This is a genomic window from Streptomyces sp. NRRL WC-3618, assembly GCF_001280005.1.
Taxonomy (GTDB): domain Bacteria; phylum Actinomycetota; class Actinomycetes; order Streptomycetales; family Streptomycetaceae; genus Streptomyces.
Genome location: NZ_LGDW01000467.1, coordinates 130,793 through 148,210, shown reverse-complemented (window position 1 = coordinate 148,210; position 17,418 = coordinate 130,793). Strand labels below are relative to the sequence as shown.

The window sequence follows — 17,418 nt, the reverse complement described above, 5'->3', positions numbered from 1 at the left end:
CCTCCTACGCGGCGACGAGATACGAGAACACGGATTCGAGGGACTCGTCGGACGGCGAGACCGTGAGCAGCCGGATGCCGTGATCCCGGGCGACGCGGGGCAGCAGGGCGGTGAAGCGGCCGAAGTCGACGGCCTCGATGCGCAACGCGCCCTCCGCGAGGTCCACTTCGATGCCGGAGGTCGACGGATCGGCGATCAGCGCGGCGGCGAGGGCCCGGTCGTCGCTGGAGCGTACGAGGTAGCGGTGCGGGCGGTCGGTCATCAGCCGGCGGATGCGGCGGAAGTCGCCGCTGGCCGCGTGCCGTCCAGCGACGACGACCTCGATGTGGGCGGCCAGTTGTTCGACCTCTTCGAGGATGTGCGAGGAGAACAGGACCGTGCGGCCCTCGGCGCCCATACGGCGCAGCAGGTCCATGAGCTGCATGCGCTGGCGCGGGTCCATGCCGTTGAAGGGCTCGTCGAGCAGCAGGAGCGACGGTTCGTGGACGAGCGCGCTAGCCATCTTGACGCGCTGGCGCATGCCCTTGGAGTACGTCGAGATCTTGCGGTCCTGCGCGTACTCCATCTCGACCGTGGCGAGCGCCCGCTGTGCCGCCTTGGCGCCCAGTCCGTGCAGCTCGGCGTTGGCGACGACGAACTCCTTGCCGGTGAGGAAGTCGTACATCGCCTCACGCTCGGGGACGATGCCGATGTGCTTGTAGATCTGCTCGTTGCGCCACACGGGCTGTCCGTCGAGGGTGACGGTGCCGGTGGAGGGGGCCAGGAAGCCGCCCATCATGTTGATGAGGGTGGACTTTCCCGCGCCGTTGGGGCCGAGGAGGCCGGTGACGCCAGGGCCGATCGTCATGGTGATGTCGTTGACCGCCACCACGTTGCCGAACCAGCGCGAGACGTGGTCGATGTTGAGCGTGGTCACAGTCCGACCTTTCGGTAGCGGCGCATCAGAAGGCCGTAGCAGCCGGCGATGAGACCCAGGACGACGAGGAGGAAGACCACACCTTCGCCGGCGCCGGGGCCCACCCCTCCGGGGTAGGCGGACTTCGCGCCCAGGAAGGCCGTCTGCACCCCGTCGATGAGCGAGATGGGCGAGAAGAGGCCGATCCAGGGAACGACGCTCGAACTGCCCCCGTCCCCCAGGGTCTGCGCGTCGGCGATGGCCTGGAGTGTGGACACCGCCCCGTAGGAGATGGTCAGTACGGCGATGACGGCCGCGATGCCGAAGCCGCGGCGCGGGGTGACCGCCGAGATGACGAGGCCGATACCGGCGAACAGCAGCGAGAGCAGTGCCACGGAGACGAGCCCCTGGAGGAATCCCTTGGTCTGGTCGGTGAAGTCGAGCTTGGCCAGCAGGGCGCCCGCGTAGAGCACGACCAGCGGCACCGCGGTGATGATGAAGAGGGCCGAGGCCAGCGCCGCGAACTTCGCCCGGACGTAGTCGGCGGTCTCGATCGGCCGCGAGAAGTACAGCGGTACGGTCTTGAAGCGCAGGTCGCGGGAGACGGCCTGGGGTGCCTGCGAGGCGACGTACAGGCCGATGACCGCCTGCATGACGATCGCGTAGTTCGTGTACTCGACGGGCAGTTCCTTGGCCTTGGTGGCGACCGTGACCGCCACCATGATGGCCGCCGGAACGCACATCACCGCGAACAGCACCATCGGCAGCACCTTGGACTTCACCGAGCGGCCGAGGCCGTAGGCGCCGCGCAGGGACTGCGAGTAGAGCGAGCGGCGGGCGTACGCCCGGCCCAGGCGCGGGCCGTCGTACGAGCGGTAGCCGATGTTGTGGATACGGGACTGGGCGCCCGCCTGTGCCGGGGTCTGCTCAACCGCCATGGCCGACCGCCTCCTTTCCCGCGCTGTGCTGTGCGGTGCTCTGTTGTGCGGTGCTCTGCTGGTCGTCGCTGTCCGTGAAGACCTCGGAGATGTGGTGCCTGCGCTGTTCCATGCGCACCAGGCCGAGGCCGAGGTCGGCGACCGTGTCCCGGACGAGGTCGTAGGTGTCCTCGCCCTGCGCGGTGAGCAGCAGGATGTGTCCGGCGCCGGGCAGGCCGCTGCCGTCGTGCGTCTCCACCCCGCGCGCGTGGAGCGCGTCGCGCACCGCGGCGGTGCCGTCCGGGTGTTCGTCGGTGTCGGTCACCTCGATGGCGAGGATGGCCGTGGACTGGGTGAAGTCCGTGGTGGAACTGGACCGCAGCAGCTTGCCGCCGTCGACGACCACCACGTGGTCACAGGTCCGCTCCAGCTCGCCGAGCAGGTGCGAGGTGACCAGTACCGAAATGCCGAAGTCGGTGTGGATACGGCGGATCAGGCCGAGCATCTCGTCGCGGCCGACCGGGTCCAGGCCGTTGGTCGGCTCGTCCAGGAAGACCAGCTGCGGGTCGTGGACCAAGGCCTGGGCGAGCTTGACGCGCTGCTTCATGCCGGTCGAGTAGCCACCGATGGGACGGTAGCGCTCCTCGTAGAGCCCGACATGGCGCAGGGTGTCCGCGGTGCGCTCGCGGGCGGCGGCCGGCGGGAGCCCGGACATGCGCGCCATGTGCACGACGAACTCGGTGGCCGAGACGTCGGGCGGCAGGCAGTCGTGCTCCGGCATGTAGCCGACGCGCTCACGGATGGCGCCGCCTTCGGTGGCGACGTCGAGGCCGAGCACGGTGGCGCGGCCCTCCGTGGCGGGAGACAGACCCAGCAGGATCTTGATCAGGGTGGACTTGCCGGCGCCATTGGCACCGACAAGTCCGGTCACACCGGGTCCGATGTCCATGGAGAGCCGGTCGAGCGCGGTCACCCGGGGGAACCGCTTGCTCAGGCTTTCGGTCGCGATCACAGTCACATCCATGACGGTAGTGGCGCACGCCACATCCGTCGTCAACCCGAAGAGCTGTCTCGGCATCCACCTTCAGTCGTACGTGCCCGTAGGGGGACCCTCTCAGGTAGAACAACCGGTGACGGGTTATCCACAGACAGACGTTCGATTGTTGACGCCGGCTCTAACAGGTGCCAGATTCGCGAGTTCAGGTCAGGTCACGGGCACACAGCGCGGTCGACGGGGGCTCGCGTACGAGTGCGCGTGCCGGCTGGACGACGAGTCGCCGCACGTGCGGCGCCGGACGGAGGCGAAGTGACGGTCGACGGGGCGCGTGAGCGCCAGGTACGGACGGGCGGGGTCGAGCTGTGCGTCGCCGAGCTGGGGGACCCGGCGCACCCCACGGTGATTCTCGTGCACGGTTATCCGGACTCCAAGGAGGTGTGGTCGGCGGTCGCCGCGCGCCTCGCCGGCCGCTTCCACGTCGTGCTGTACGACGTGCGGGGCCACGGCCGTTCGACGGCGCCGCGTCCGCTGCGCGGCGGTTTCACCCTGGAGAAGCTGACCGACGACTTCCTGGCCGTCGCGGACGCGGTCAGCCCGGACCGGCCGGTGCACCTGGTGGGGCACGACTGGGGCTCGGTGCAGGCCTGGGAGTTCGTCACCGTCGCGCGCGCCGAGGGCCGGATCGCGTCGTTCACGTCGATGTCCGGGCCGTCCCTCGACCATATGGGCCACTGGGCGAAGGGACGCCTTAAGCGGCCCACGCCCCGCGCGGTCGCCCAACTCCTGGGCCAAGGCCGTAGATCCTGGTACGTGTACGCGCTGCACACGCCCGTGCTGCCCGAACTCGCCTGGCGCGGCCCCCTCGGCAGACGCTGGCCGAAGCTGCTGGCCCGCCGCGAGAAGGTCTCCGGGGACGGCTACCCGACCGCTTCCCTGCCCTCGGACGCGGCCAACGGCGCCTGGTTGTACCGGGACAACGTCCGGTCCCGGCTGCGCAGGCCGCGCACGGACGCGTACGCGCACGCGCCCGTGCAGCTCATCACGCCGCTGGGGGACGCGTTCCTCTCCGAGCGGCTGAACGACGGACTGGAACAGTGGGCACCCGGGCTGGTGCGCCGCACGCTCGACGCCAGGCACTGGCTCCCGCGTACCCGGCCCGACCAGGTGGCCGCCTGGATCGGGGAGTTCGTGACCACCACCGAGGCCGGACGCCTCCCGGCGACGCCAACGGGCAGGTACGCACAGCGTTTCGGCGGTCGGCTCGTCCTGGTCACCGGCGCGGGCAGCGGCATCGGACGGGCCACGGCCTTGGCGTTCGCCGAGTCGGGTGCCCGCGTGGTGGCCGTCGACCGGGACGCCGAAGCCGCCGCCCGCACAGCCGAGTTGGCCCGTCTGCTCGGCGCCCCCGAGACCTGGGCGGAGCCGGTCGACGTCACCGAGGAACAGGCGATGGAGAAGCTCGCCGAGAAGGTCGCCACCGAGTACGGCGTCGTCGACGTGCTGGTGAACAACGCGGGGATCGGGCTCTCCGGGTCCTTCTTCGACACCACTCCGGAGGACTGGAAGAAGGTCCTGGACGTCAACTTGTGGGGCGTGATCCACGGTTGCCGGCTCTTCGGGAAGCAGATGGCCGAGCGCGGGCAGGGCGGCCACATCGTGAACATCGCGTCGGCCGCCGCCTACCTGCCTTCCAAGGCGCTGCCCGCGTACAGCACTTCGAAGGCAGCGGTGCTGATGCTCAGCGAGTGTCTGCGTGCCGAGCTCGCGGGCCAGGGCATCGGCGTCTCGGCGATCTGCCCCGGGTTCGTCAACACGAACATCACAACGACCGCGCGCTTCACGGGAGTCGACGCGCAGGAGCAGGCCCGTCGGCAGAAGCGGGCGGCACGTCTTTACCGGCTGCGCAACTATCCGCCAGAGAAGGTCGCTTCGGCCGTCCTGCGCGCGGTGGTACGCAACGAGGCGGTCTCGCCGGTGACGCCGGAGGCCAGGGCGGGGCGTCTCATGTCCCGCGTCATGCCGGGGGCATTGAGGGCGCTCGCACGGATGGAACCGCCGCTGTGAACCAGCGACGACAAAAATACGCATACGTAACCAAGTTGACCAAGCGCGCTAAAACGCCGCCCGATTGTCCACAGTTTCTTCAAATCCCTTGTGGATAACTGCACTTGGCTGTGGATCAAACCTGGTGAACAAAATCATGTGCGTGATCGCTGTCTCGCAGCTCACCCTTACGGGATGGATGAAAGACGCACCGTGAAGGTGTCGAAGTACCTGTCGAAGCATCTTCGGCACCAGCCGGAGCGGATCGGGCTCGCCCTCGACGAGGGCGGCTGGGTCGAGATCGACACGCTGATCGCGGCTGCCGCGGCCCACGGCTTCCGGTTCACCCGGGAGGAACTGGACCACGTGGTCGCCGCCAACGACAAGAAGCGCTTCGCGATCGACGGCACCCGTATCCGCGCCAGCCAGGGCCACAGCGTCGAGGTCGACCTCGGGCTGCCCCCGGCGACCCCGCCGCCGTACCTCTACCACGGCACGGTGGACCGCTTCCTGGACGCGATCCGCGCCGAGGGCCTACGGCCCATGAATCGGCACGCCGTGCACCTCTCGCCCGACCGTGAGACCGCGACCCGGGTCGGCGCGCGCCGAGGCCGGCCTGTCGTGCTCTCGGTGGACGCGGCCGCCATGCACCGCGACGGCCACCTCTTCCACGTCAGCGCGAACGGCGTATGGCTCACGGAGACCGTGCCGCCGCGCTATCTGCGGTTCCCCGGGCCGCACTGACGACGCCGAGTCATGTTTCACGTGAAACAGATACCGCACCTCACGGCCGAGCTGATCCAAACGACAGGGCATAGGCTTGGCCTAGGCTCTGACGCATGAATCTGCGCCTGAGCACCGTGATCCTGCCGTACCGCCGCTGGCACGAGGGCGGCCGTGCGACCTGGCAGCGCGCGGAGGAGCTCGGGTTCCACTCCGCTTTCACGTACGACCACCTGTCCTGGCGCACCTTCCGGGACGGCCCCTGGTTCGGTGCCGTACCCACGCTCACAGCCGCCGCCGCTGTCACCGACCGGCTGCGCCTGGGCACCCTGGTGACCTCACCGAACTTCCGGCACCCGGTGACCCTGGCCAAGGAGCTGATCTCCCTCGACGACGTGTCGAACGGACGGATCACCCTGGGCGTCGGCGCGGGCGGTACCGGTTTCGACGCCACCGCGCTGGGCCAGGACCCCTGGATGCCCCGGGAGCGCGCCGACCGGTTCGGTGAGTTCGTCCCTCTCCTCGACAGGCTGCTGACCGAGGACGGCAAGGACGGTGTCTCCTACCAGGGCGACTACTACTCGGCGCACGAGGTGCGCAACATCCCGGGCTGTGTGCAGCGCCCCCGGCTGCCGTTCGCGGTGGCCGCCACCGGGCCGCGCGGGCTGAAGCTCGCCGCACGGTACGGGCAGGCGTGGGTGACGACCGGCGACCCGCGGCTGTTCGAGAGCGGCACGCCCGAGCAGTCGGTCCAGGCGCTGCGTGGGCAGGCCGAGAAGCTGGCCGACGCCTGCGCCGCGATCGGCCGGGACGTCAGGGAACTCGACCGGATCCTGCTCACCGGGTTCACCCCGGACCGTGGGCGTCCGCTGGAGTCCGTGGACGCGTTCGTCGACTTCGCGGGCCGGCATCAGGAGCTGGGGTTCACCGAGATCGTGATCCACTGGCCCATCCCCGACTCCGACTTCGCGGCCGACGAGCGGGTCTTCGAGCGCATCGCGACGGAGGCACCGGCGCAGCTGCGCTGACCCAGCACCGGTCCGGGCGCCACTCACCTGTGCGGGCGCCCGCACGGCCGTGCACGCGCATACGCGAGAATGGCCGGGTGACCTCAGCGACCCGAGAGCCCGAGACCCCCGCCGCCGCACTTCCCATCCGGCTGATCGCCACCGATCTCGACGGCACGCTGCTGCGTGACGACCAGTCGGTGTCCCCGCGGACGGTCGCCGCGCTGGCAGCCGCCGAGGCAGCGGGCGTCGAGGTCTTCTTCGTCACGGGCCGCCCGGCCCGCTGGATGGACGTCGTCAGCGAGCACGTCCACGGTCACGGTCTGGCGATCTGCGGCAACGGTGCCGCCGTGGTCGACCTGCACGGCGGCCCCGGCACCCACCGCTTCGTGAAGGTGCGCGAGCTGGCCAGGGACAACGCCCTGGAAGCCGTACGGCGGCTGCGCGACGCCGCGCCGGGGACCGTGTACGCCGTGGAGCAGACGTACGGCTTCCACCAGGAGCCGGAGTACCCGAAACTGCACATGGAGGTGCCTGACAATCTGGCGCCCGCCGAGAAACTGCTGGCCCCGGGCGGACCGAGCGACGGTGAGCCCGTACTCAAGATCCTCGCCTACCACCACACGATCGACCCCGACGCGTTCCTCGCCACCGCCCGGATCGCGATCGGCGACCGTGCCAACGTCACCCGCTCCAGCCCCAGCGCCCTGCTGGAGATCAGCGGCCCCGGTGTCTCCAAGGCGAGCACGCTGGCCCTTTCCTGTGCCGAGCGGGGCATCGCGGCCGAGGAGGTCGTCGCTTTCGGGGACATGCCGAACGACATCGAGATGCTCACCTGGGCGGGCCGCTCGTACGCCATGGGCAACGCACATCCCGCCGTCCTCGCGGCAGCCAAGGGTCGGACCGCGCCCAACAACGAGGACGGGGTGGCCGTGGTGATCGAGCGGCTGCTCGCGGAACGCCTCTGAGGATCCCGCCACCCGGGGGCCGCCCTTACACCTGCACCCCGCGTGCCGTCAGCCAGGCCACCGGGTCCACCCCCGACCCCAGTTCCGGTGTGACGCGCACCTCGAAGTGCAGGTGCGGGCCGGTCGAGTTGCCGGTCGTGCCGGTCTGACCGATCCACTGGCCCGGGCTCACCCGCTGACCCTGGTCGACGGTCACAGCGGCAAGGTGCGCGTACTGCGTGTAGTAGCCCCCGGGATGCTCGATCACGATCTCGATGCCGAAGGCGCCTCCGCACGACACCGACACCACGGTGCCGGCGCCGACCGCCCGCACCGGGGTGCCGATCGGCACCGCGAAGTCCTGCCCGGTGTGCCCGTTCGCCCACCGGTCGCCGCCGCTGCCGAAACTCGCGGAGAGTTCGTACGTCTCCACGGGAGTGACGTACTCCGGCATGGTCCCGGGGTCCGGCTGGTCGAGCCGGACGGCGCCCCTGCACGAACCGGCCGCGACCGAGGCCTCGGCCCGGCCCTGGAGCGTCCAGCGGGCCTCTTCGAGCTTCGCCTCGATCGTCCGCTTCAGCTCGGCGATCTCACTGTTGCGCCGCTCCAGCTTCCGCCACTCTGCCGCCGCTTTCGCCTCGTCGGCGGCGAGCCGGGCCTCCGCGCGCCGGCTCTTGCCGATCGCGTTGTTGACGGCGAGGTCGGCCTGCCACACGGCTCGCTGACCACGCATCAGTTGCTCGGGGTTGTTGGCGAACAGCATCTGCGCCGTCAGAGGCAGACCGCCGCCGCTGCGGTACTGGCTGCGGGCGATCCGGCCCAGGTCCGCGTGCAGGACGGCGATGTCGCGCCGTTCGCGGGCGAGGAGTTCCTCGTACCGCCGGGCCCTGGCCCCTTCCGCCTCGGACTCACGCCGCCCGGCCTCGTACCGCTGCGTCACCATGGCGGCATCCGCGTACAGCCGGGTCACCTCGGAGGCGAGGCCCGAATCCGTACCGGCATCCGGTCCGAAGTCCCCGTCCTCGGCCAAGGCGGCCGTGGGCCGGGCGACCAGCATCGTGAGCGCGCACAGGAGAGTCGGAACGAGCAGTGGATGACGGCGATGTGAGCCCATGTCAGCGATCGTGTACCGCAAACCGGGCCCGGTGCCTGTTCACGTCGTACGCCTGGGGGACCCGTTGCCACGAACGGCTCAGCAACGGGGTCCGCGGCGGGCGCAGTACGGGGCCCTGCCACACCACTGTCGTACCGCCGCCGTCGGGGCCGCCGCCGGGCCCGTGCCCGCTGTCGCCGCCCAGCGACTCCGCACGCCGTTTCAGATTCCCGAGTCCGCTGCGCCGACCGCCCTGGGGATGCCCACACCGTCGTCGGCGACGGTCAGCCGTACCCCCGGCCGGCCGTCCGGCAAGGTCACGTTCGCGTCGACGACGACGTCGATCCGGGAGGCGTCGGCATGGCGGAAGGCGTTGGACAGCCCCTCGCGGAGCGCGGCGACGAGCTTCTTTCCGGTCAGGTCGCCGACGGCGGTGTCGACCGGGCCGGCCACCCGGAGCGAAGGCTGGAACCCGAGCGCCACGGCGGCCTTGTGGATCTCCCGCTCCACCCGCGCGGACAGCTCGCACGCGACCTCGCCAGGGTCGAGTGAACGCACCGCCGCCGTGCTTGTCCCCCAGATACAGGTTCCCGAAGACCTCGCCGTGCACCCGGATCGGCTCGACCCACCGGACGGTCTCCTCGTCGACGCCGTGGTGAACGAAGTCGGCGAAACTCGTGCAGTCCTCGGCGAGGACACCGATGGCCACGCGTCCGGCGTCCACCAGGGCGGTCGCCGTCGCACAGATCCGCTCCAGCGTGGCATGCGGCCCGAGCCCGCTCCCGACGGCCCGCATGGCTTCCCGTAACTGCGGCACGCACGGCTCGGGACGGAGCGGTAGGTCGGGCATCCCTCGATGCCTAATAAGTACTCTTTGCCCGCGAAAGTCGAGTTGGCGGAACCCGTGACGGGCAGGGGATCACCGCACCGCCGCTGCCGACGCCAGTTGCTCGGACTCCGCCTCCCGTTCTGCCATCCCCCGCAGCGGCCCGTCCACGGCGACCAGTTCCGCGTACGTCCCCCGCTGCACGACGTGCCCTCCGTCGAGCACGAGCACCTCGTCCACGGTGTCGAGACCGGCCAGCCGGTGGGTGATGAGCAGCGTCGTCCGGCCCTCGGTCGCGGCCAGCAGATCCGCGGTGAGCGCGTCGGCGGTCGGCAGGTCGAGGTGTTCGGCGGGTTCGTCGAGCACGAGCACCGGGAAGTCCGCGAGCAGCGCCCTGGCGAGCGCCAGCCGCTGCCGCTGCCCGCCGGAAAGCCGCGCCCCGTGCTCGCCGACCAGCGTGTCGAGGCCCTCCGGCAGCGACTCGGCCCACTCGAGGAGCCGCGCCCGCGCGAGGGCGCCGCGCAGGTCGGCCTCGGTCGCGTCCTTCTTCGCCAGCAGCAGGTTCTCGCGCACGGAGCTGTCGAAGAGGTGCGCGTCCTGGGCGCACAGCCCGACCAGCCGCCGTACGTCGTCGCCGTCCAACGCGTACGCGTCGACGCCGCCCAGCGTGTAGGCGCCGGCGTCCGCGTCCAGGAACCGCAGGAGCACCTGCGCGAGGGTCGTCTTGCCCGAGCCTGACGGGCCGACGACGGCGATCCGGCGCCCTTCGTGGAGGGTGAGGTCGAGGCAGGCGAGCGCGTCCCGGTCCTGTCCGGCATGGCGGGCGGCCAGCTCCCTGACGACGACCGGGAAGGGCGACAGCGGTGCGGGGAGCGGCACTTCGGGTTCGCGTACGGGCTCGGGCGCGTCCAGGACCTCGTACACGCGCTCCCCGCTCCTGCGCACCCGCTGCCGGTACCGGACAGCGAGCGGCAGCCCGAGGACGGCCTCGAAGGCGGCCAGGGGAGTGAGGACGACAACAGCCGTCGCCACTCCGTCGAGCCGCCCGTCGGCGACTCCTTGGGCAGCCACGAGGGCGGTGGCGGCCACGGTCAGTCCGGACAGCAGCGCGGTGAGCGCGTCGCCGAGCGCGGTGGCCGTGGCGGCGCGCGAGGTGATCCGGGTGAGCGCCGAGTCGGCCCGCCGCACCTGCTCGGTACGTCCGTTCAGGGCGCCCGCGACCGTCGACTCGGCGGTTCCGGTCAGCAGGTCGGTCACCCGGGTGGCGAGCGCCCCGCGGGCCGGGGCGAGCCTGCGTTCCGTGCGCCGTGCCACGGCACTGGTCACGAGGGGGACGCCGACGCCGGCCGCGAGCAGCCCGGCGGCGAGGACGGCGCCGGCCTCCGGCAGCAGCCACGCCGTGAACCCGACGGAGGCGGCGGAGACGACAAGGGCGGCCCCGGCGGGCAGCAGCCAGCGCAGCCAGTAGTCCTGGAGGGCGTCCACGTCGGCGACGAGCCGCGACAGCAGGTCGCCGCGCCTGGTCGTACGCAGCCCGACGGGCGCCAGCCTCTCCAGGCGCCGGTAGACGGCCACCCGGGTGTCGGCGAGCATCCTCAGCACGGCGTCGTGCGACACCAGCCGCTCGGCGTACCGGAAGACGGCCCGCCCGATCCCGAAGGCCCGCGTGGCCGTCACCGCGACCATCAGGTAGAGCACCGGCGGCTGCTGCGAGGCCCGTGAGATGAGCCACCCGGAGGTCGCCATGAGCCCGACAGCGCTGCCGAGCGCGAGACTCCCGAGCAGCAGCGCGAGGGCGAGCCGCCCGCGCCGGGCCCCGGACGTGGCCCGCACCCGCGTGAGCACACCGAGACGCTCCGAGGGAGCGCCGGGTACGAGTTCTTCCTCGTCGAGCACAGGGAGATGTGCGTCCCGCGAGCCGCCCACCACGAGCCCGTCACCGCCGAAGGAACCCCCGGCCTGCCCAGAATCAGGCAGGTGCGCGGGCCGGACGGCCTCCTCCAGCCGCACCACCCGGTCCGCCACTCCCAGCAGCGCAGGCCGATGCACGACCAGCAGCACCGTCCGCCCGACGGCCAGCCGCCGTACGGCGGCCACGACCTCGGCCTCGGTCTCCCCGTCCAGCGCGGCCGTCGGCTCGTCGAGCAGCAGCACGGGCCGGTCCGCGAGGAACGCCCGGGCCAGCGCCAGCCGTTGCCGCTGCCCGGCGGAGAGCCCGGCCCCGTCCTCGCCGAGCACCGCGTCGATGCCCTCGGGGAGCGCCTCCACGAACTCCAGCGCACCGGCGTCGGCCAGTGCCCTCCGTACGGCGGTGTCGTCGGCGTCGGGCCGGGCCAGCCGTACGTTCTCGGCGATCGACCCGGCGAACAGATGCGGCCGCTGGGGCACCCAGGCCACCCGCGAACGCCACTGCTCCAGATCCAGGCCGGCGAGGTCGGTGCCCCCGACCGTCACCCGCCCTTCCGTCGGGCGCACGAACCCGAGCAGCGCGTGCAGCAGCGTCGACTTGCCCGCACCGCTCGCCCCGACGAGCGCGACGGTCTCGCCGGCCTCGACAGCGAAGGACGCGTCCGTCACCGCGTCCGCCGACCGCCCGGGATACCGGACCGTCACGCCCTCGAAGGCCACCCCGCCCTCGGGAACCGTCCCGGTCCCGGACTCGGGAACGGGAGTCTCCAGGACGGCGAAGATCTCCTCGGCCGCGGCCAGCCCCTCGGCCGCCGCGTGGAACTGGGCGCCCACCTGTCGCAGCGGCAGATACGCCTCGGGCGCGAGGATGAGAACGACCAGCCCGATGTACAGGTCCATCTCGCCGTGCACGAGCCGCATACCGATGGTCACCGCGACCAGCGCGACGGACAGCGTCGCCAGCAGTTCCAGCGCGAAGGACGAGATGAAGGCGATGCGCAGGGTTCGCATCGTCGCCTGCCGGTACTCACCGGTGATCCGCCGGATCGACTCGGCCTGCGCCTTGGCCCGGCCGAACACCTTCAGCGTCGGCAGCCCCGCCACGACATCGAGGAAGTGGCCCGACAGCCGGGACAGCAGCCGCCACTGACGGTCCATGTGGGACTGCGTGGCCCAGCCGATCAGCACCATGAAGACCGGAATGAGCGGCAGGGTGCCGACGATGATCGCTGCCGACACCCAGTCCTCGGTGACGATCCGCGCCAGCACAGCGACGGGCACCACGACCGCGAGTCCCAACTGCGGCAGATAGCGCGAGAAGTAGTCGTCGAGCGCGTCGACTCCCCGTGTCGCGAGGGCGACCAACGACCCGGTCCGCTGTCCGGCGAGCCATTCGGGCCCGAGGGCGACGGCCCGTTCCAGCAACCGTCCGCGCAGCTCCGACTTCACCGCCGCGCTCGTTCGGTGCGCGGCCAGCTCAGTGAGCCAGGAGACCACCGCCCGGCCACCGGCGACGGCCACCAACAGCAGAAGGGGGGTACGGAGTTCAGTGACCGACAGTCCGTGCTGGAAAGCGCCGACCACCACCTCGGCGATGAGCATCGCCTGCGCGACGACCAGCCCCGCGCCGACGGCACCGAGGCCGACGACCGCCAGCAGGAAACGGCGCGTGGCGCCGGCGTACCTGAGGAGCCGCGGATCGATTGGTTTCACGTGAAACATGCCCTTCGGTCCAGGGAGGACGGGTTCGCGATGTTTCACGTGAAACATCGCGAACCCGTCCTCCACAGACAAAGACGACTCAGTGCGCGGCGTCGGCGAGGTGCTGCGTGCCGATCCGCTTGCGGAACACCCAGTACGTCCAGCCCTGGTAGAGCAGGACCACGGGGGTGGCGATCCCCGCACACCACGTCATGATCTTCAGCGTGTACGGGCTCGACGAGGCGTTGGTGACCGTGAGGTTCCAGTCCGCGTTGAGCGAGGACGGCATGACGTTCGGGAAGAGCGTCAGGAACAGCATCGCGACGGCTGCCACGATGGTGACCCCGGAGAACGCGAACGCCCAGCCCTCACGCCCCTTCCAGGCCGCCCCCAGAGCGGCGACGAGGGCGAGCACGGCCACGATCGCCGCGGCCAGGGAGCCGCTGTCGCCCTTGTCTGCCTGAGTCCAGCTCAGGAACACGAGCGCGACGACCGCGGCAAGGAGACCGACGCGCACCGCCAGCTTCCGGGCCCGTTCCCGTATGGCCCCGACGGTCTTGAGACCGACGAACACCGTGCCGTGGAAGGTGAACAGCGACAGGGTGACCAGGCCGCCGAGCAGGGCGTACGGGTTGAGCAGGTCGGCGAGAGTGCCGACGTACTCGAAGTCCGCGTCGATCTTCACCCCGCGCACGATGTTGGCGAAGGCCACGCCCCAGAGGAACGCCGGGAGGAGCGAGGTCCAGAAGATCGCGGTCTCCCAGTTGCGCTGCCAGTTCTCCTCGGGCCGCTTCACGCGGTACTCGAAGGCGACGCCCCGCACGATCAGGCACACCAGGATGAGCAGCAGCGGCAGATAGAAACCGGAGAAGAGGGTGGCGTACCACTCGGGGAAGGCGGCGAAGGTCGCACCGCCCGCCGAGAGCAGCCACACCTCGTTGCCGTCCCAGACGGGCCCGATGGTGTTGATGAGGACCCGCTTCTCGGCCCGGTCACGGGCGAGCAGCTTGGTGAGGACACCGACCCCGAAGTCGAAGCCCTCCAGGAAGAAGTAGCCGGTCCACAGGACGGCGATGAGGACGAACCAGACGTCGTGAAGTTCCATGGCGATTCCAGCTCCCTGGGCCTAGTAGGAGAAGGCCATCGGCTTGTCGGCGTCCTGTGGGTCGCCGCCGATCTTCGTGGGCGGGTTGAGGTCGGCCTCGGTCAGTTCGGGCGGCCCCGCCTTGACGTACTTCACGAGGAGCTTGACCTCGATGACGGCGAGAATCGCGTAGAGCGAGGTGAAGACGATCATCGAGGTGAGGATCTCCCCCTGCGAGACGCCGGGGGAGACCGCGTCCCGGGTCTGGAAGATGCCGTACACGACCCACGGCTGACGGCCCATCTCGGTGAAGATCCAGCCCCAGGAACTGGCGATCAGCGGGAATCCCAACGTGAGGACGGCGATGCGCCAGTACCACTTGGTGAGCGTCGGGCCGAGTGCCTTCCCGGGCAGCAGCGAGAGGTGCGGCACCTCGTCGTCGCCGACCCGCAGATGCTGCGGCAGCATGAACCTCTTGCGGGTCAGCCAGAGTCCGGCCAGCCCGATCGCGAAGGACGTCATGCCGAAGCCGATCATCCAGCGGAAGCCCCAATAGGCGACCGGGATGTTGGGCCGGTAGTCGCCCGGCCCGAACTTCTTCTGCTCAGCCTTGTTGACGTCGTTGATGCCCGGGACGTACGAGCTGAAGTCGTCGTTGGCGAGGAAGGACAGCAGGCCCGGGACCTCGACGGCGACCTTGTTATGGCCGGCGTCGACGTCACCGTAGGCGAAGACGGAGAAGGGCGCGGGCGACTCGCCGTCCCAGAGGGCCTCGGCGGCGGCCATCTTCATCGGCTGCTGCTTGAACATGACCTTGCCGAGGAAGTCACCACTGACCGCGGTCAGCAGACCACCGATGACGACGGTGACCAGGCCGAGCCGCAGCGAGGTCTTCATCACCTCGATGTGCTTGCCGCGCATCAGATGGAAGGCGGCGATGCCGACCATGAAGGCGCCACCCGTGAGGAAGGCCGCTGTGAGGGTGTGGAAGACCTGGGTCAGCGCGGTGTTCTGGGTGAGGACCAGCCAGAAGTCGGTGAGTTCGGCGCGGCCCTTCCGCTCGTTGATCCGGTAGCCGACCGGGTGCTGCATCCAGGAGTTGGCCGCGAGGATGAAGTACGCCGACAGGATCGTGCCGATCGAGACCATCCAGATGCAGGCAAGGTGGATCTTCTTCGGCAGCTTGTCCCAGCCGAAGATCCACAGCCCGATGAAGGTGGACTCGAAGAAGAAGGCGATCAGCGCCTCGAAGGCCAGCGGGGCACCGAAGACATCGCCGACGAAGCGCGAGTAGTCGGACCAGTTCATACCGAACTGGAACTCCTGCACGATGCCGGTGACGACACCCATGGCGATGTTGATCAGGAAGAGCTTGCCCCAGAACTTCGTGGCCCTGAGGTACTTCTCCTTCTCCGTGCGGACCCAGGCGGTCTGCAGGCCGGCGGTGAGCGCGGCGAGGGAGATCGTCAGCGGGACGAACAGGAAGTGGTAGACGGTGGTGATGCCGAACTGCCAGCGGGCCAGAGTCTCCGGCGCGAGAGCGATGTCCACATCTCCTCCTTACGAGCCGTGATCATTGCGGCGGTCCGTCCCGGTCGCCGACCAGCACGAGAGGGACAAACAGGACGCGCTTGTGAACGCGTTCACATTCACAAGCAATTATGGCGCATGTCCGTTCGACCCGGGAGACGCGGGGTACCCAAACAGCTTCCATCCGCCCCGGAGGGCGGGGTTCACGGTCGCCCGGGCAGCAAAACGGCACGTCACCCGGGTTGAGTGACGTGCCGCACATGGTCCGCCGGACAGGCTCCGGAGTGTCCTAGAACTCCTCGCGGAACATCTCCGCGGCCTTCAGGAAGATGTCGTTCGCCTCGGCCTCGCCGACCGTTACCCGGACCCCCTCGCCAGGGAACGGCCGAATGACCACCCCGGCCCGCTCGCACACCGCCGCGAAGTCCACCGTGCGCTCCCCAAGCCGCAGCCATACGAAGTTCGCCTGGGTGTCGGGCACCGTCCAGCCCTGGCCGCGCAGACCGTCGACCACCCGCGCGCGCTCCATCACCAGCGAGCCGACCCGGCCGAGCAGCGCGTCCTCGGCCCGCAGCGAGGCCACCGCCGCGTCCTGGGCGAGCTGGCTCACCCCGAACGGCACGGCCGTCTTGCGCAGCGCCGCCGCCACCGGCTCGTGCGCGATCGCGAACCCGACCCTGAGCCCGGCGAGGCCGTACGCCTTGGAGAAGGTCCGCAGCACACAGACGTTCGGCCGGTCGCGGTAGAACGTGACCCCGTCCGGCACCTCGATGTCACGGACGAACTCCTTGTAGGCCTCGTCCAGCACCACCAGCACATCACTGGGCACCCGGTCCAGGAACCGCTCCAGCTCGGCCCCCCGTACGGCCGTTCCGGTCGGGTTGTTGGGGTTGCAGACGAAGATCAGCCGGGTCCGGTCGGTGATCGCGTCCGCCATCGCGTCGAGGTCGTGCACATCCCCGGGCGTCAACGGGACCTTGACCGACGTGGCGCCACTGACCTGCGTGATGATCGGATAGGCCTCGAAGGAGCGCCAGGCGTAGATCACCTCGTCGCCGGGCCCACTGGTGGACTGGACCAGCTGCTGTGCGACACCGACCGAGCCGGTGCCGGTGGCGATATGGGAGACCGGCACGGCGAAACGTTCGGCCAGTTCGCTCATGAGCTCCGTACAGGCCATGTCCGGGTAGCGGTTGAAGGCCCCCGCCGCCGCCGTCACGGTCTCCAGTACGCCGGGCAGCGGCGGATACGGGTTCTCGTTCGAGGACAGCTTGTAGGCCACCGGACCGCCGGCCGCGGCCGGCCTGCCGGGCTTGTAGGTGGGGATACCCTCCAGCTCGGCGCGCAGCTTGGGGCTTGTCTCGCTCACCGCAGTCCTCCTCGCGACCACCACCGGCTCAAGACGGCCATCCGCTGCCGGCTACCGGGTTCCAATGCTCCTCACCTTATGAGGATTCGGCGTCGCCGCGTACGGGTCGGTCACGCCCGAGACGCTCCCCACCCACCGCGCCCGGTTATCACCGTACAAAGTTGTACGAATCAGGGGGCGCATCGTGCATTTCGGCACGCGCCGGTAGCTCACGCCGTGGCGCGCATCCCTCGTAGAGGTGAGTTGAGACCTCTTCGAGACATCAGCCACTTGGCAGGCCTATGCGCGCCGACAAGTCAGGTAGGGCAGTAATATCAGTCAACTGACTTTCTTTCTAAGGCAGTTGATCACGATTGACCATGCAGAAACGTGCCTGTC

The 17,418-nt window shown here is 70.0% G+C and carries 12 protein-coding genes and 1 pseudogene; 4 read left to right on the top strand and 9 right to left on the bottom strand.

Annotated features, from left to right (window positions below; genetic code table 11):
* Nucleotides 1–4: 4 nt before the first annotated feature.
* Genes ADL01_RS34845 through ADL01_RS34835 form a run of 3 tightly spaced genes read right to left on the bottom strand, consistent with a single transcriptional unit; the run spans nt 5 to nt 2,836 of the window.
* Entirely contained in the window at nt 5–916 is a 912-nt protein-coding gene (locus ADL01_RS34845) for an ABC transporter ATP-binding protein (RefSeq protein WP_053746051.1), read from the bottom strand.
* Nucleotides 913–1,833 carry an ABC transporter permease gene (locus tag ADL01_RS34840; protein WP_053746050.1) on the bottom strand — a complete coding sequence of 307 codons (921 nt, stop codon included), beginning with the start codon at nt 1,831–1,833 and terminating at the stop codon, nt 913–915. Before ADL01_RS34840 ends, ADL01_RS34845 begins: the two co-directional genes overlap by 4 nt.
* The gene (locus tag ADL01_RS34835) at nt 1,823–2,836 is read right to left on the bottom strand and encodes an ABC transporter ATP-binding protein (RefSeq protein ID WP_234354894.1); all 1,014 of its coding nucleotides are present in this window, start codon (nt 2,834–2,836) and stop codon (nt 1,823–1,825) included. Before ADL01_RS34835 ends, ADL01_RS34840 begins: the two co-directional genes overlap by 11 nt.
* A 282-nt stretch (nt 2,837–3,118) precedes the next feature.
* Between ADL01_RS34835 and ADL01_RS34830 the strand changes: the two genes are divergently transcribed.
* From ADL01_RS34830 to ADL01_RS34815, 4 genes are all read left to right on the top strand, one after another.
* Nucleotides 3,119–4,873, top strand: coding sequence for an SDR family oxidoreductase (locus ADL01_RS34830; RefSeq protein ID WP_053746049.1), 1,755 nt, complete (start codon nt 3,119–3,121; stop codon nt 4,871–4,873).
* Between the two features lie 174 nt (nt 4,874–5,047).
* Entirely contained in the window at nt 5,048–5,596 is a 549-nt protein-coding gene (locus ADL01_RS34825; RefSeq protein WP_053746048.1) for an RNA 2'-phosphotransferase, read from the top strand.
* Between the two features lie 95 nt (nt 5,597–5,691).
* Complete coding sequence (locus tag ADL01_RS34820) at nt 5,692–6,603, top strand: LLM class flavin-dependent oxidoreductase (RefSeq protein ID WP_053746047.1); 912 nt, start codon at nt 5,692–5,694, stop codon at nt 6,601–6,603.
* Between the two features lie 77 nt (nt 6,604–6,680).
* A complete protein-coding gene (locus tag ADL01_RS34815; RefSeq protein ID WP_053746046.1) occupies nt 6,681–7,550 on the top strand; it encodes a Cof-type HAD-IIB family hydrolase in 870 nt (289 codons plus the stop codon).
* A gap of 25 nt (nt 7,551–7,575) precedes the next feature.
* Here the strand turns inward: ADL01_RS34815 and ADL01_RS34810 are convergent, their stop codons facing one another.
* The 6 genes and pseudogenes from ADL01_RS34810 to hisC form a co-directional block, all read right to left on the bottom strand.
* The gene (locus ADL01_RS34810) at nt 7,576–8,643 is read right to left on the bottom strand and encodes a M23 family metallopeptidase (RefSeq protein WP_053746045.1); all 1,068 of its coding nucleotides are present in this window, start codon (nt 8,641–8,643) and stop codon (nt 7,576–7,578) included.
* Between the two features lie 106 nt (nt 8,644–8,749).
* Nucleotides 8,750–9,144: pseudogene (locus ADL01_RS34805) on the bottom strand (ATP-binding protein); the annotation flags it as partial.
* A gap of 397 nt (nt 9,145–9,541) precedes the next feature.
* Nucleotides 9,542–13,078: a thiol reductant ABC exporter subunit CydD gene (cydD, locus tag ADL01_RS34795; RefSeq protein WP_053746042.1), complete on the bottom strand. Its 3,537-nt coding sequence runs from the start codon at nt 13,076–13,078 to the stop codon at nt 9,542–9,544.
* 79 nt (nt 13,079–13,157) lie between these two features.
* A complete protein-coding gene (gene cydB / locus ADL01_RS34790) occupies nt 13,158–14,162 on the bottom strand; it encodes a cytochrome d ubiquinol oxidase subunit II (RefSeq protein WP_053746041.1) in 1,005 nt (334 codons plus the stop codon).
* Between the two features lie 21 nt (nt 14,163–14,183).
* The gene (locus ADL01_RS34785) at nt 14,184–15,692 is read right to left on the bottom strand and encodes a cytochrome ubiquinol oxidase subunit I (protein ID WP_053746040.1); all 1,509 of its coding nucleotides are present in this window, start codon (nt 15,690–15,692) and stop codon (nt 14,184–14,186) included.
* A gap of 268 nt (nt 15,693–15,960) precedes the next feature.
* Nucleotides 15,961–17,040 carry a histidinol-phosphate transaminase gene (gene hisC / locus ADL01_RS34780; RefSeq protein WP_053746039.1) on the bottom strand — a complete coding sequence of 360 codons (1,080 nt, stop codon included), beginning with the start codon at nt 17,038–17,040 and terminating at the stop codon, nt 15,961–15,963.
* Between the last annotated feature and the right edge of the window lie 378 nt (nt 17,041–17,418).